At 69.3% G+C, this 14,172-nt stretch carries 17 protein-coding genes and 1 other RNA gene; 7 read left to right on the top strand and 11 right to left on the bottom strand.

The window, feature by feature from the left end:
* Positions 1-54: 54 nt before the first annotated feature.
* The 3 genes from V6M46_RS14175 to V6M46_RS14165 all read right to left on the bottom strand — a co-directional run bounded on the left by V6M46_RS14175 (position 55) and on the right by V6M46_RS14165 (position 2,985).
* Positions 55-1,992, bottom strand: coding sequence for an acyl-CoA dehydrogenase family protein (locus V6M46_RS14175; RefSeq protein WP_332666272.1), 1,938 nt, complete (start codon positions 1,990-1,992; stop codon positions 55-57).
* A gap of 98 nt (positions 1,993-2,090) precedes the next feature.
* A complete protein-coding gene (locus V6M46_RS14170) occupies positions 2,091-2,405 on the bottom strand; it encodes a winged helix-turn-helix domain-containing protein (protein ID WP_332666270.1) in 315 nt (104 codons plus the stop codon).
* Positions 2,398-2,985: a hypothetical protein gene (locus V6M46_RS14165; RefSeq protein ID WP_332666268.1), complete on the bottom strand. Its 588-nt coding sequence runs from the start codon at positions 2,983-2,985 to the stop codon at positions 2,398-2,400. Before V6M46_RS14165 ends, V6M46_RS14170 begins: the two co-directional genes overlap by 8 nt.
* Positions 2,986-3,098: 113 nt before the next feature.
* Between V6M46_RS14165 and V6M46_RS14160 the strand changes: the two genes are divergently transcribed.
* The 3 genes from V6M46_RS14160 (at position 3,099) to V6M46_RS14150 (ending at position 6,818) form a co-directional block, all read left to right on the top strand.
* Positions 3,099-4,856: an NAD+ synthase gene (locus V6M46_RS14160; protein WP_332666267.1), complete on the top strand. Its 1,758-nt coding sequence runs from the start codon at positions 3,099-3,101 to the stop codon at positions 4,854-4,856.
* Positions 4,857-4,963: 107 nt separating this feature from the next.
* Positions 4,964-5,848 carry a 3-methyl-2-oxobutanoate hydroxymethyltransferase gene (gene panB, locus V6M46_RS14155; RefSeq protein WP_332666266.1) on the top strand — a complete coding sequence of 295 codons (885 nt, stop codon included), beginning with the start codon at positions 4,964-4,966 and terminating at the stop codon, positions 5,846-5,848.
* Positions 5,849-5,888: 40 nt separating this feature from the next.
* A complete protein-coding gene (locus V6M46_RS14150) occupies positions 5,889-6,818 on the top strand; it encodes an aminoglycoside phosphotransferase family protein (RefSeq protein ID WP_332666264.1) in 930 nt (309 codons plus the stop codon).
* Between the two features lie 4 nt (positions 6,819-6,822).
* Here the strand turns inward: V6M46_RS14150 and V6M46_RS14145 are convergent, their stop codons facing one another.
* From V6M46_RS14145 to V6M46_RS14135, 3 genes are read right to left on the bottom strand one after another with little or no spacing between them, the layout of a single operon-like run.
* Positions 6,823-7,095, bottom strand: coding sequence for a hypothetical protein (locus tag V6M46_RS14145; protein ID WP_332666263.1), 273 nt, complete (start codon positions 7,093-7,095; stop codon positions 6,823-6,825).
* Complete coding sequence (locus V6M46_RS14140; RefSeq protein WP_332666261.1) at positions 7,092-7,289, bottom strand: hypothetical protein; 198 nt, start codon at positions 7,287-7,289, stop codon at positions 7,092-7,094. Before V6M46_RS14140 ends, V6M46_RS14145 begins: the two co-directional genes overlap by 4 nt.
* A 37-nt stretch (positions 7,290-7,326) precedes the next feature.
* The gene (locus V6M46_RS14135; RefSeq protein WP_332666260.1) at positions 7,327-8,082 is read right to left on the bottom strand and encodes a class I SAM-dependent methyltransferase; all 756 of its coding nucleotides are present in this window, start codon (positions 8,080-8,082) and stop codon (positions 7,327-7,329) included.
* Between the two features lie 63 nt (positions 8,083-8,145).
* Between V6M46_RS14135 and map the strand changes: the two genes are divergently transcribed.
* Positions 8,146-8,994, top strand: a complete 849-nt coding sequence (gene map, locus V6M46_RS14130; RefSeq protein WP_332666258.1) for a type I methionyl aminopeptidase — start codon at positions 8,146-8,148, stop codon at positions 8,992-8,994.
* On the opposite strand, the gene V6M46_RS14125 is transcribed toward map, so the two are convergent.
* Positions 8,991-9,176 (bottom strand): hypothetical protein, encoded by a 186-nt coding sequence (locus V6M46_RS14125; protein ID WP_332666257.1) that lies wholly within the window; start codon positions 9,174-9,176, stop codon positions 8,991-8,993. The two genes, map and V6M46_RS14125, sit on opposite strands and share 4 nt — an antisense overlap.
* Positions 9,177-9,346: 170 nt before the next feature.
* Here V6M46_RS14125 and V6M46_RS14120 point away from each other — a divergent pair, with 170 nt between their 5' ends.
* Entirely contained in the window at positions 9,347-9,586 is a 240-nt protein-coding gene (locus tag V6M46_RS14120; protein WP_332666255.1) for a hypothetical protein, read from the top strand.
* Between the two features lie 18 nt (positions 9,587-9,604).
* Here V6M46_RS14120 and rnpB read toward each other — a convergent pair.
* An RNA gene (rnpB, locus tag V6M46_RS14115) (RNase P RNA component class A) lies at positions 9,605-9,985 on the bottom strand.
* Between the two features lie 243 nt (positions 9,986-10,228).
* On the opposite strand from rnpB, the gene V6M46_RS14110 reads away from it, so the two are divergent.
* A complete protein-coding gene (locus V6M46_RS14110) occupies positions 10,229-10,777 on the top strand; it encodes a TMEM165/GDT1 family protein (RefSeq protein ID WP_332666254.1) in 549 nt (182 codons plus the stop codon).
* Positions 10,778-10,799: 22 nt separating this feature from the next.
* Positions 10,800-11,564 (top strand): YaaA family protein, encoded by a 765-nt coding sequence (locus V6M46_RS14105; RefSeq protein WP_332666252.1) that lies wholly within the window; start codon positions 10,800-10,802, stop codon positions 11,562-11,564.
* Here V6M46_RS14105 and V6M46_RS14100 read toward each other — a convergent pair.
* From V6M46_RS14100 to V6M46_RS14090, 3 genes are all read right to left on the bottom strand, one after another.
* Entirely contained in the window at positions 11,561-12,685 is a 1,125-nt protein-coding gene (locus tag V6M46_RS14100) for a bifunctional RNase H/acid phosphatase (protein ID WP_332666251.1), read from the bottom strand. The genes V6M46_RS14105 and V6M46_RS14100 overlap by 4 nt on opposite strands.
* A complete protein-coding gene (locus V6M46_RS14095) occupies positions 12,682-13,425 on the bottom strand; it encodes a zinc ribbon domain-containing protein (RefSeq protein ID WP_332666249.1) in 744 nt (247 codons plus the stop codon). Before V6M46_RS14095 ends, V6M46_RS14100 begins: the two co-directional genes overlap by 4 nt.
* A 57-nt stretch (positions 13,426-13,482) precedes the next feature.
* Positions 13,483-14,172: Nif3-like dinuclear metal center hexameric protein (locus V6M46_RS14090; RefSeq protein ID WP_332666247.1), on the bottom strand; the 690-nt coding region annotated here is incomplete at its 5' end.

Below are 14,172 nucleotides of genomic sequence, written 5' to 3'. Positions count from 1 at the left end.
GACAGTGTGACGATGGCGTGTTACGAGCGTGTAACGGGGTCTTGGGCCCAGCCGTCAGCGGTACTTCCGGTGCACGTCGTCGTGGGCCGATTCGCCGGGCTCCCACGACGAGATCCACGGCCCGGTGCCCTCCGACGCGTCGATCACACCGGCCTCTAGCCAGGTGAACTCGCCGTCGAGCACGCGGTCGGCGAGCGCCCGGTCGGCGTCGTCGGTGTTGTGCCACAGCCCGTTGAAGAGCTCCTCGACCCGGAGCCTGGACTGGGCGCAGAAGATCTCCGCCAGCTCGTACGCGGCGGCACCCTGTGCCGGCTCCGTCGTGCGCAGCATCTCGGCGCGGGAGCACACCGCCGCCATCGCGAACAGCTCCGCGCCGATGTCGACGATGCGGCCGAGGAACGCCTGCTTGTACTCGAGCTTGGCCTGCCACCGGCTCATGCCGTAGAACGTCTGCCGCGCGAGCTTGCGCGACGACCGTTCGACGTACCGCAGGTGCTTGGCCAGGTCGCCGAACTCGCCGAACGACGAGCGGACGGTCCCCTTGCCGGCGGCGAGCTTGGGCAGCCAGGTCGCGTAGAACCCGCTTGCCTTCACCGCGGCCTTTGCCTTCGACGACAGGTCGGCCTCGGCATCGGCCAGGTCGCCGGCAACGGTCAGGTGCGTGTCGACCGCCTCGCGCGCGATCAGCAGGCGCATGATCTCCGAGGATCCCTCGAAGATCCGGTTGATCCGCATGTCGCGAACCAGCTGCTCGGCGGGCACAGCGCGCTCGCCGCGCGCCGCCATCGACTCGGCAGTCTCGTAGCCGCGGCCGCCGCGGATCTGGACCAGCTCGTCGGCGATCCGGCAGGCCATCTCGCTCGACCAGAGCTTCGCCAGTGCCGCCTCGATGCGGATGTCCTTGCTCCCGGCATCGGCGAGCTCGGCGGACAGCTCGAACACCGCCTCCATGCCGAACGTCGTCGCGGCGATGAACGCGAGCTTCTGGGCGACAGCTTCATGCTTGCCGACCGGGCGGCCCCACTGGACGCGCGCATTGGACCACTCGCGGGCGATCTTGAGCGACCACTTGCCGGCACCGGCGCACATCGCCGGTATGGACAGGCGCCCCGTGTTCAACGTCGTCAGCGCGATCTTGAGGCCGTCGCCCTCGCGGCCGATGCGGTTCTCGACCGGCACGCGTACCTGGTGGAACCGGGTGACACCGTTCTCGATCCCACGCAGCCCCATGAACGCGTTGCGGTTCTCGACCGTGATGCCGGGGGTGTCCATGTCGACGACGAAGGCGGTGATCCCGCCGCGCTGCCCCTCGCGCTTGGGCACGGTGGCCATCACGACGACGATCTCGGCGATGACCCCGTTCGTGGTCCACAGTTTCACGCCGTCGAGCAGGTACGCGCTGCCGTCCTCGGTCGGCACCGCCGTCGAGCCCATACGGGCCGGGTCGGAGCCGACGTCGGGCTCGGTGAGCAGGAACGCCGTCACCGCACCGGCAGCGCAGCGCGGCAGGTAGGCCTGCTTCTGCTCGTCGCTGCCGAACATCTTGACCGGCTCGGGCACGCCGATCGACATGTGTGCCGACACCAGCGCTCCCATGCTCGGATGCACCGACCCGATCAAGGTCAACGCCTTGCCGTAGTGCAGCATCGACAGCCCCAGGCCGCCGTACGCCTGGGGGATCTTCATGCCGAACACGCCGAGATCCGCGAACCCCTTGATGTACTCGTCGGGGACCAGCGCGTCACGCTCGATCCGGGACCCGTCGAGGCTCTCGCAGTAGGCCCGCAGCTTGGCGAGGAACTCCTCGCCGGGTGCAGCGTCGGCTTGATCCTGGCGCGGATGCGGATGGACGAGCGTCCAGTCGAACCGGCCCAGGTAGAGCTCCTTGGCGAAGCTGGGCCGCTGCCACCCGGACTCCCGCGCCGCCTCGGCGACCTCGCGCGCCTGCTTCTCGCTGACATTGGCCTTCGTGCCGACGGTCTCGGTGCTCATGACGTCCCCTTCGTCCCTCCGCGGTTACTACCCAGTACTACCCGCGTCGGCGCCGAGAAGGAAGGGCCATCAGCAGGTCTCGCCCCCAGCGACCGGAACTAGGTCGTCCGTTCGGTGTCTGCAAGACCCCTCAGGCGCTCCAGCTGCGCCCAGTGCCGGGCGATCCGCGTGGCGCCCTCCTTGGTCAGCGTGACGTTCGTGTTGGGCTTCTTGTGCACGAAACGCTTCTCGATCTCGACAAGTCCCGCATCCTCGAGCTTGGTGAGGTGGCTCGAGAGGTTGCCCTTCGTGAGCCCGGTCGTCCGCTGCAGGAACACGAAGTCGGCATCGGCCACCGAGGTCAGCACCGTCAGGATCGCCAGCCGGCCCGGCTCGTGGATCAACCGGTCGAGGGCGAAGTCGTCCTCAGGCACGATCGTCCTCGCGTACGGGGCCGAACCGACGGACCAGCAGCCGGTGGTCGAGCAGTCCGCTGACGATCAGGGCGACGCCGGCCATCCACAGTCCCGTGTTGCCGCTCATGCCCTCGCGCTCCCAGACCGGCAGCAACCCGGCGACGAGCAACGCGCCGAAGACGATCAGGTGGTGCATCCTCAGGCCGACCGTCGCGCCGCCGACCATCAACATGACCAGCGCCATCGAGATGGCGATCGTGTTGAGCGGCAGGTTGAGCGACCACGACGCTCGGCTCGACAGCAGCAGGGAGCCCAGAAAGACCGCCGGCGCACCGACGAACATGGCCACGGCCATGCGTCGGTGGTGACGGATCGTGGGCCGCGATCGGCCATACCTGTCGTTGTAGTAGCGGTTCAGCCCCAGCGCCCCTGCGCCCAGCACCGCCAGGCCGGCGATGAAAGCGGTGTCATGCTCGAACGGCCCCCAGCCGGCGTTGCCCAGCGCCGACAGGATCATCAGCAGCCCGCCGAGAACCCCGAAGAGCCCGCGAAAGTACGAGTTCTCCGCAACCGCGGTCGTCACGTCCTTGCGCTCCATCTAGAGTCCTCCAAACTGGTTGGTGCTGCAAACCTAGCCTCACCCTGGGCGGCACGTCAACCAGTTTGTATCGCAAACCTGAACGCGGCACGTGACGGCTATAGGGTGAATCCGTGCCCCAGCTGCGTCTCGCCCTCGCCCAAGTCAATGCCACCGTGGGCGATCTCGCCGCCAACGCCGACCTCGTCGTCGAGTACTGCCAGAAGGCCGTCGCCAAGGGCGCCCATCTCGTGGTCTTCCCCGAGATGGTCCTGACGGGCTACCCGATCGAGGACCTGGCCATGCGAGCGTCGCTGATCAAGGCGTCCCGTGCGGCCGCTGACGACCTCGCCGTACGCCTCAAGGACGAGGGCTGCGGCGACCTCGTGGCGATGGTCGGATTCCTCGACCAGGCGCAGCACATCACCGAGAAGGTGGGCATCCCCAAGAACGCCCCCACCAACTCCGTCGCGATCATGCATGGCGGCGAGATCGTCGCGCGCCAGGCCAAGCACCACCTCTGGAACTACGGCGTCGGCGACGAGATCCGCAACTTCGTCGCGGGCGACACGATCAACATCGTGCAGATCGGGGGCATCGACGTCGCGCTCGCGATCTGCGAGGACCTGTGGCGGGACGGCCCGTCGGCCGCCGCCAAGGCCGCAGACGCCGCCCTGCTCGTCGTGCCCAACGGCTCGCCATACGAGGCCGACAAGGACGACGTACGCCTGGAGCTCTGCTCACGTCGCGCCCGCGAGGGCGAGTGCGTGCTGGCCTACGTCAACCTGGTCGGCGGACAGGACGAGCTGGTCTTCGACGGCGACTCCATCGTGGTCGACGCCGCCGGGGTGGTCCTCGGCCGTTCGGGCCAGTTCGAACCGGAGCTGCTGGTCGTCGACCTCGACCTGCCCCACGCGACCCCGGCAATGCCCGACGCCGACGAGCGCTTCGGCGGTCTCACGATCAAACGTACGATCGTCAGCTCCGAGCCGTTCGAGGCGTACGAACCGATGCCCACGGTCCACCACGAGCGCATGCCGCGGCTCGAGGAGATCTGGACGGCACTCGTCGTCGGCCTGCGCGACTACGTGCACAAGAACGGCTTCCGGTCGGTCCTGTTCGGCATGTCCGGCGGGATCGACTCGACGCTCGTCGCCGCGATCGCGGTCGACGCCCTGGGACCCGAGAACGTCTTCGGCGTCTCCAACCCGAGCGCCTGGTCCAGCGAGCACTCCAGGTCCGACGCCGCCGAGCAGGCCCGCCGCACGGGGTTGTCGCTCGACACCGTGCCGATCGCCCCGATCTTCGACGCCTACCAGGAGTCGCTGCACCTCGACGGCCTCGCCGAGGAGAACCTGCAGGCTCGCATCCGGGCCGTCATCTGGATGGGCCTGTCCAACCAGCACGGCCACCTCGTGCTGGCGTGCGGCAACAAGTCCGAGCTGGCGACCGGCTACTCCACGATCTACGGCGACGCCGTCGGCGCATACGCACCGATCAAGGACGTGCCCAAGACGCTTGTGTGGGAGCTCGCCACGTGGCGCAACCAGGTCGCCGCCGAGCGCGGCGAGACACCTCCCATTCCCGAGGACACGATCACCAAGCAACCGTCCGCCGAGCTGCGGCCCGGACAGTACGACTCGGACTCGCTGCCCCCCTACGACCTGCTCGACGCGGTCCTCGACGCGTACGTGGAGCGCGACCTCGGCTCGGCCGACGTCATCGCCGAGGGCTTCGACCCGGCCCTGGTCGAGCGGGTCATCACGCTGGTCGACAAGGCGGAGTACAAGCGCCGCCAGTACCCGCCGGGACCCAAGGTGTCCCGCCGCAACTTCGGCCGCGACCGCCGGGTCCCGATCACCCACCGCTGGCGCGAGCACCTCGAAGGTTGAGCGGCCCGTGAGTTCGTTCACAGTCCGCTGCATCTCCCCCGGGATCTGGCACGCTGGAGACATCCGTGGACTCCGCAAGGAGCTGCGAGACGACAAGGAGAAGCACCATGGCCGACGCCACCCCTGAAGAGACCGCACCCTATGGCTCCGGACCGGCCGCAGCGCCCGTCGCCCCGGCCGGAAGCACGCAGCTCCGCAAGATCCGCATCCATCATCTGCAGCAGATGAAGGAACGCGGCGAGAAGTGGGCGATGCTCACGGCGTACGACCAGTACGCAGCCGCGACGTTCGACGAGGCCGGCATCCCGGTCATGCTCGTCGGCGACTCCGCGTCCAACAACGTCTTCGCCAACGAGACCTCGCTGCCGGTCACGGTCGACGAGCTCATCCCGCTCGTCCGCGCCGTCACCCGCTCGACGACACGCGCGCTGATCGTCGCGGACCTGCCGTTCGGGTCCTACCAGCGCTCCCCCGAGCAGGCCTTCGACACCTCGGTGCGGTTCATGAAGGAGGCCAACGCGCACGCGGTCAAGCTCGAGGGCGGCCTGCCGATGGTCCCCCAGGTCAAGCTGCTCACCGATGCCGGCATCCCCGTCATGGCGCACATCGGCTTCACGCCGCAGGCCGAGCACAACCTCGGCGGCTACCGCGTCCAGGGCCGTGGCGACGCGGCCGAGCAGCTCATCGCCGAGGCGACGGCGCTGGAGGAGGCCGGGGCGTTCGCGATCGTCATGGAGATGGTTCCGGCCCCCGTCGCCGCCGAGGTCACCAAGGCGCTGCGCATCCCGACGATCGGCATCGGCGCCGGCATCGACTGCGATGCCCAGGTGCTGGTGTGGCAGGACATGATGGGCCTCCGCACGGGCAAGGCGCCACGGTTCGTCAAGCGCTACGCCGACCTGCACGGAATCATGCTCGAGGCCGCGAAGGCGTACGCCGACGAGGTCGCCAATGGCGCCTTCCCCGCAGCGGAGCACAGCTTCGAGAGCTGACCGGTTGCGCCCGGCCCTGGCGCCCGCCATGGTTGGGTGCGTGACAGGTGGACACGAGGTCGAGCTGCCGGACGTGGACCCCGGGACCATCGACGCGGAGCTGGCCGCCCGACTCGTCGCGAGCCAGTTCCCGCAATGGTCGGACCAGCCGATCCGCCCGGTGGACCTGACCGGCTGGGACAACCGGACGTTCCGCCTCGGCGACACGATGTCGATCCGCCTGCCGACCGGGCCGTGGTACGCCCTCCAGGTCGAGAAGGAGCAGCGGTGGCTGCCCGTGCTCTCGCCACGCCTGCCGCTGCCGATCCCGACGCCTGTGGCGCAGGGCGATCCTGGCGAGGGCTATCCATACCCGTGGTCGATCTACCGGTGGATCGACGGCGCCCCGGCCAGCCGCGACAACGTCGGCGACCTGACCGCGTTCGCGACCGACCTCGCTGGATTCCTCGCCACGCTGCGGGAGATCGACGCCACCGACGGCCCCGCCGCCGGACGGCACAACTTCTTCCGCGGCGGGCCGCTCCAGACGTACGACGCCGAGGCCACGAACGCCATCGCGGCTCTGAGCGACGCCATCCCGGCAGAGACGGCTCAGCGCATCTGGGATGACGCCATGGCCGCGGAGTGGGCCGGCTCGCCCGTCTGGTTCCACGGCGATGTCGCGACCGGCAACCTGCTCGTGCGCGACGGGAGGTTGGCGGCGGCCATCGACTTCGGCAGCGCCGGCGTCGGTGACCCGGCCTGCGACGTGGTGATCGCCTGGACCTTCCTGAGCGGTGCGAGCCGGGCGGCATTCCGCACCGCGCTCGGAGTCGATCCAGCCATGTGGGCTCGCGGGCGCGGCTGGGCCCTGTGGAAGGCCCTCATCACGTATGCGGAGCACCGGCTCAAGGACAACCCCGACTCCATGACCGTGGCCGCAGACGCCAAGCGGGTCCTCGACGAGATCCTCCTGGAGTACGCCGGTTAGCTCCCTACGGGCTCCAGTCCCAGACGACGGCGCCGAACCAGGCGAAGCCGACCCACAACGCGAGCCCCACGACCGGCACGGCCATCGTGCGCCGCGGGTGGCTGCGCGCCCATGCCGTCACGAGCCAGATCTGCGGGATGAGCAGCGCGAACGCGACAGCCACCCCCCACCACGGCGCGAAGAGGCCGGTCGACACCGAGCACCACAGCACCATGACCAGCCCGACGACCGCGATCCACGGCCCCGAGCGGTCGAGGTTGAGCCTGCGCCGACTCACTCCTTCGGCTGCTCGGCGTCGTCGTTCCAGTCGGGGTCGGTGTCCCACTCCTTCGTACGCGCAGCGGCGATCTCGTAGGCGTGCGACGCCTCTTCGGCGGTGTTGTAGGGGCCGAGCCGGTCGGCCGCCCGACATCCGTCCTTGCCCTCAACGGTGTTGTGCTTGGTGCAGTAGTAGAACGTGCCGTCGCTCATGCGCTCACCCTTTCCGAGTCGGCCCCACGCTATCCCGTCAGCCGGCCTTGCGGCCGAGTCCGAACCGGAAGTGGTTGACCAGGTGGTACCCGTTGTCGGGCGTCCGGAACGGCTCCGCCGCGGCGATCACGGTCGGCGCCAGCTCCGTCAGGGTCTCCGGGTCCTCACCCAGAAGGATCGCGCGGACGAGCGTGTCGTCATCCGCCGCGTGCCAGGGAACCTCGACGATCCCGCTCGCGACGACGTCAAGGCCACCTTCTTCGAGCAGGTGCTCGTGGCCACCGGGCAGCCGAAGGTCGCCGTCGGGTCGTGGATCCTCGCCGGCCTCCTCGGCCAGCGCCGCCTCGATCGTGTCGAGGTCGTTGCGATCGCCCTCCGCCCAGTTGACGATCGCGATCGCGCCGCCGGGCCGGGTCACCCGGACGAGCTCGGCGAACGCGTCTGCGGTGTCGTCGGCGAACTGCAGGGCGTTGACCGAGATGACCAGGTCGAACGTGCTGTCGGGCCACGGGAGCTGCTCGGCGCCTCCGACCTGGATGTCAGATCCCGGGACCCGCTCGCGAGCCAGCGCGACCATCCCCGGCGCCGGGTCGATGCCGGCGGTCGTCAGGCCCAGGCGGTCCAGGTGGGCGAGCAGGTCGCCAGAGCCGCAGCCGACGTCGAGCACCCGGTCCCCCGGGCCGGCGCCGCTGGCGTCGAGGACGGCAGTCCAGGCCGGCTCGGCGAAATCACCCCACAGCTCGGCCCACCCGTCGGCCACCGCAGACCAACGAGCGGCATCAGCTCCGTCCATACGTCTCACGCTACCGATCGGCGCCCCGGTCAGACGTTGGCGTGGTGTCTCTAGACTCTGCGGGTGACTGTTCTGACTGCCGGCCGCCTGTCCGCCGAACGCGTGGTGCCCGCGTCGATCGACCGGCCCGAGTACGTCGGACAGATCGCGCCGCTGCCCTATCGCGGCCCCTTCGTGCGCGACGACGAGACCGTCGCGGCGATGCGCATCGCGGGCCGGATCGCGGCACAGGCGCTCGATGCCGTCGAGGCGGCGATCGCGCCGGGCGTGACGACCGACGAGCTCGACCGCATCGGCCACGAGTTCCTGGTCGACCACGGCGCCTACCCCTCGACGCTGGGCTATCGCGGCTACCCGAAGTCCTTGTGCAGCAGCGTCAACGAGGTCATCTGCCACGGCATCCCCGACGACCGTGCCCTCGAGGACGGCGACATCGTCAACATCGACATCACGGCCTACATCGGCGGCGTGCACGGCGACAACAGCAAGACCTACCTCGTCGGCGACGTCGACCAGGAGTCGCGGCTGCTCGTCGAGCGTACGTACGAGGCCACGATGCGAGCCATCCGCGCCGTGAAGCCGGGCCGCGAGGTCAACGTCATCGGCCGGGTCATCGAGTCGTACGCCAAGCGCTTCGGCTACGGCGTCGTCCGCGACTTCACCGGGCACGGGGTCGGGCCGGCGTTCCACGACGGGCTCGTGATCCCGCACTACGACGAGCCCTCGTACGACACGGTGATCGAGAAGGGCATGACGTTCACGATCGAGCCGATGCTGACGCTCGGATCCGTCGAGTGGGACATGTGGGACGACGGGTGGACCGCGACGACCCAGGACAAGTCCCGCACGGCGCAGTTCGAGCACACCCTGCTCGTCACCGCCGACGGCGCGGAGATCCTGACGCTGCCCTAAGGCTTGATGAACTTGGCGAAGTACGCCACGACGATGCCGATCGCGACGCCGAGGATCGCCGAGGCCAGGACCACGTTCTCATCGATGAAGAGCCCGACTGCGACACCTATCAGCAGGCCGAGGCCGGCACCTACGGCGTAACGGAACTGCGCGGGGGGCTCGGGTGGATGGTGTTCACTCATGGCCCGAAGCGTAGCCCTCAGCGCCGCTTGCTGTAACTGCTGGTGACAGTTTCGGTCAGCCCGCCCAGGTGAACGTGTCTCTCACCCACTACATGCGTGACGGCACCCACGCCTAACTTCCGGGCGGCGCGGTCGTTCTAGATGTGGGTGCCCAGACACGGAGGACGAGCATGCATCGAGTCGTACTCAACATGCAGATGAGCAGCGATGACGCGTTCACCACCGTCTCCACCGCCCTGGGCGCGATTCCCGACATCACGATCGACGCTCCCGGCTGGAACAACAACCGCCACCTCGTCGTCACGATCCAGACCGACGACCCGGACGTCGTCGACATCGTCCGCGAGATCACGTGGCAGTTCGACGCGCTGGCGATCCAGCACTCCCTGCATCTCGCCGACGCCGGCTGAGCCTCAGCGCCGAGGGTGCGAATGAGCCGGCCTGTAAGCCGGATCCTGTCGGGCCACCGAAGTGGCCCGGGCGGCCATCCATCTGGGACGCCCATTGCTGGACGCCTCGTGCGACCTACCCGCTGACATCGGACGAGCAGCCCGTCAGCGCAGACCCTAAGGTCCTCTTGGTCTTGCTCCCGGTGGGGTTTACCTAGCCGCCCCGGTCACCCGGAGCGCTGGTGAGCTCTTACCTCACCGTTTCACCCTTACCCGTTCCCCGAGGGGCCGTTGGCGGTTTGATTTCTGTGGCACTGTCCCGCACGTCGCCGTGGGTGGCCGTTAGCCACCACCGTCGCTCTACGGAGTCCGGACTTTCCTCGACACCCTGAAGGGTGCCGCGGCCGCCCGGCCGACTCATTCGCGTCTTCCAGCCTACCGCCCGTCACGGCCTCGTGGTGCCGTCCGATAGGCTGGAGGCACGAAAGGGAGTAGTCCCCAACGGCTGTGTCGACATACTGACTCCACGAAACTGTGGGTTCCGGTGCAGCAGGCCACCGCAAGGTGGCGGACGAGACTTTCGACCAGAATTTGTCAATGACAATGCCTGGTCGAAGGCTTGTCATCCCGGCTCTTCGTCCAGGTGGACGAGGAGCTTTCTTCATGCATGCGGTCCTGCTGAGCGCGGTGCTGGTGTTCATCGCCGAGCTCGGCGACAAGAGCCAGCTGATGTCGATGACCTTCGCGACCCGCTACCGGGCGCGGACCGTGATCACCGGCGCCGGCATCGCGTGCACGCTGACCAACCTCGTGTCGGCGCTCGTGGGCAACGCGATCGGCGATGCACTGCCCGAACAGGCCGTACGCATCGCAGGTGGCGTGCTGTTCCTCGTGTTCGCGGCATGGACGCTGCGCCACGTCGCTGCCGGGGAGCCGAAGCAACCGGCAACCGGCGGCGCGGCGGTGTTCGTGGTCGGCGTCGCATTCCTGCTGTCTGAGCTCGGGGACAAGACGATGCTCGCGACGATGACCCTGTCGACGCAGCACCACTGGATGCTGATCTGGATCGGCAGCACGGCAGGCATGCTGATCTCGATCGTGCTGGCGGTGTTCGTCGGCCGGGCCCTCCTGCAGGTGCTGCCGATCAAGGCCGTTCACGTCGTCTCGGCCGCGCTGTTCGCGGCGGTGGGGATCTGGATGCTGGTCTCGTAGGTCGCGCGGCTAGGGTCGACGCGTGCTGATCCTGCTGCCGCCCTCCGAAGGCAAGACCCGACCGGAGTCCGGCGCACCGCTCGATCTCGGCGCGCTCTCGTTCGGCCGCCTCACGCCCGTGCGCGCGCAGCTGCTGCGTACGCTCGTCAAGCTCTGCAACGGCAACCCCAAGCGGGCCATGGAGGTGCTGGGGCTCGGCACCACACAGGCCGACGCGATCGCGATCAACGCCGTGCTGCCCGAGGAGCCGACGGCCCGGGCCGACGCGATCTACACCGGCGTGCTGTTCTCCGAGCTCGACCTGGCAAGCCTCGACGAGGCCTCGCGCAAGCGGGCCGACGAGTCGATCGCGATCACCAGTGCGCTGTTCGGGCTGGTGCGGCCGGACGACCTGATCCCGGCCTACCGGCTCTCCGGCAACGTGACTCTGCCCCGACTCGGCACGGTGGCGGGCCGTTGGCGTACGCCACTCCCCCGCGTCATGCATGAGCTGACCGGCGATGGGCTCCTGGTCGACCTGCGCTCCGGGACGTACACGGCGCTGGGCAAGCCGCCTGCCGAGCTGGCCGCTCGCACAGCGACGATGCGCGTGCTCCACGAGCACCGAGGCACCCGCAAGGTCGTGAGCCACTTCAACAAGGCCACCAAGGGGCGCATCGTGCGCGGGCTGCTGGAGTCCGGCGCCGACCCGCGTACGGTCGACGAGCTGCAGTCCGTGCTGAGTGACCTCGGCTGGACCGTGGAGCGCGACGCGCAGCGCCTCGACATCGTCGTCGCCGAGGTCTAGTCCGGGACGACGTTGACGTTGCGGACCGACGCCGTGCCGTCGGGCCACCACTGGATCGTCGTGATCGACGCCGGCGCGAGCTCCAGCTTGTAGATGACCTGAATCGGCGCCTCGAGCGCGAGCCGCACCAGCAGCTTGATCGGCGTCACGTGGCTCACCGCGACGACCGTCTTGCCGGGGTGTGCCTCGAGGATCCGGTCGCGGGCTGCCGCGACGCGCTCGGCGACCTCGTCGAAGGGCTCACCGCCCGGCGGCGCCACCGCCGTTGACGCGAGCCAGTCGTCGAGCTCGGTGGGCCAGCGCTCCATGATGTCGGCGAAGCTGAAGCCGTCCCACTCCCCGAACGCCGTCTCGGCAAGACCCGCCTCGAGGTCGACGTCGAGGCCGAGCTCGTTGGCCACGACCGCTGCGGTCTCGCGCGTACGCTGCAGCGGAGACGAGACGATCGCGTCGACGCCACCGAGCCGCTTGAGCCAGCTGGCCGCGCGCCGTGCCTGCTCGACGCCGGTCGGCGTCAGGCCGGGATCGGATCCGCCACTGCCACAGAACAGCTTGCGCTCGGTCGACTGCGTCACCCCGTGGCGCAACAGGACGATCGTGGTCGGGTTCCCCTGGATCCCGCCGCGCCAGCCGAGCTGGGCGGGGGTCGTGGGTGCCGCCACCGCCGACGTCTGGGGAGGCGCCTCACCGACCTTGCCCGATCCGCCGACCGACTCGTCGTCAAGGGCGGCGTTGGCCAGTGCGTCAGCCGCCGCATTCTGCTCACGCGGCACCCAGGTCCACGTCACGTCGCCGCGCGGCAGGAGGCGCTGAGCCTCCTGCGCCAGCGGCCGCATGCTCTCGTGCTTGATCTTCCACCGGCCGGCCATCTGCTCGATGACCAGCTTGGAGTCCATCCGCACCTCGACATCCGTGACGTCGGGTGCGTACTCACGGAGCAGCTCGAGCCCGGCGATCAGCCCGGTGTACTCGGCGACATTGTTGGTGGCCGTGCCGATCGTCTCGCCCCGCTGGGCGATGACCATCCCGGTGTCGGCGTCCCGGATCAGCGCACCGTACGACGACGGGCCCGGGTTGCCCCGCGAGCCGCCATCGGCCTCGATGATGATCCGGGAGGTCACAGCCCTGACTCGGCCGTACGTACGAGGATGCGGCCGCACTCGGGGCACCGCAGCACGTCGTCCTCGGGGGCCGCCGCGATGTCTCGCAGGTCGGCGCCGTTGATCTCGAGCCGGCAGGCCTCACACTTGCGGGCGCGCAGCGCTGCCGCACCGAGACCGCCGTACTGTGCGCGAAGCTTGTCGTAGAGCGCGATGAGGTCGTCGGGTACGCGCGACGCCGCCTGCGCGCGGTCGGCCTGGGCGCCGGCGGCCTGCTCGTCGAGCACGACGATCGCGGCGTCACGAGCGTCGATCGCCTGCGCGAGGTCTTCGTTGACGGCGGTGAGATCGGCCTGGATGGCGGCCAACCGGATCTGCGCCTCCTCGAGCTTCTCCATGACCTCGAGCTCGTCGTCCTCGAGCGTCGAGATGCGGCGCTCGAGCGCCACGAGCTCGTGCTGGAGGCTCTCCAGGTCCTTGGGATTGCTGATCGCACCCGAGTTGAGCCGCTCCTCGTCGCGGGTCCGGCGGGCCTTGACCTGCTCGACCTCGGCGTCTGCCTTCTTCTGGGCGCGGCTGAGGTCGGACACCTCGGTGTCGGCTTCTATGCGGGCGCCGTCGAGCTCGTTCGCCTTGGCCTGCAGGTCCTCGATCTGAGCGTGCTCGGGCAGGGAGTTCTTGCGGTGCTGGAGCTGGGCGAGGACGGAGTCCTGAGCCTGCAGGTCGAGCAGGGCGGACTGGGCGGCGGGGTCGGCTTTCACAAGGGCTACCGTACCGGCTCAGGGTTCCCGTCACGGCACGCTCGATGTGCCCGGTGCTCACGAGACATGCGAGGTCCAGGGATCGGTGACGATCGTCGACACCTTGGCCTCGACGCCGGGCGTACGCTCGCTCAGCGCAGCAGCGGCGACCGGCAGCCAGGTCCACTCCGCAGCCCAGTGGGGCACGTCGACGACAGCGCACGCTCCGGGCTGCTCGAGGTGCTCGCTCACCGGGTGGTGTCGCAGGTCCGAGGTCACGTAGACGTCGGCGCCGGACGCCTGTGCCGTGGCGAGCAGGAAGTCGCCGGACCCGCCGCAGAGCGCGACGGTGCGCACGCGTCGATCGGGGTCCCCGGCGACACGTGTCGCGCTGTGGTGCGCGGGCAGGCGGTCGGCGACGTGCGCTGCGAAGGTCGCCAGGGTCATCTCGACGGGCAGCGTGCCGATGCGGCCGCTGCCCCGGTCGGCCGCCTTGGCCGCGGGCTCGAGCACGTCGTAGGCGACCTCTTCGTACGGATGCGCCGCCAGGAGCGCGGCTCGTACGTCCTCGCGCACGTGGCGGTCGGCCACCATCTCGATCCGGGTCTCGCGGACGCGCTCGACGTTGCCGACCTCGCCGATCGCCGGGTCGGCACCCGCGAGCGGGCGGAACGACCCGGTGCCGGTCGACTGGAACTGCGTCGAGTCGTAGTCGCCCATCGTCCCCGCTCCGGCGCGATGCATCGCCGAGGCCACCGCATCGGCCTC

This window comes from Aeromicrobium sp. (assembly GCF_036676885.1).
Lineage (GTDB): Bacteria > Actinomycetota > Actinomycetes > Propionibacteriales > Nocardioidaceae > Aeromicrobium.
Note: the sequence above shows the minus strand (reverse complement) of the source record. Positions and strands in the feature narration are given on the sequence as shown.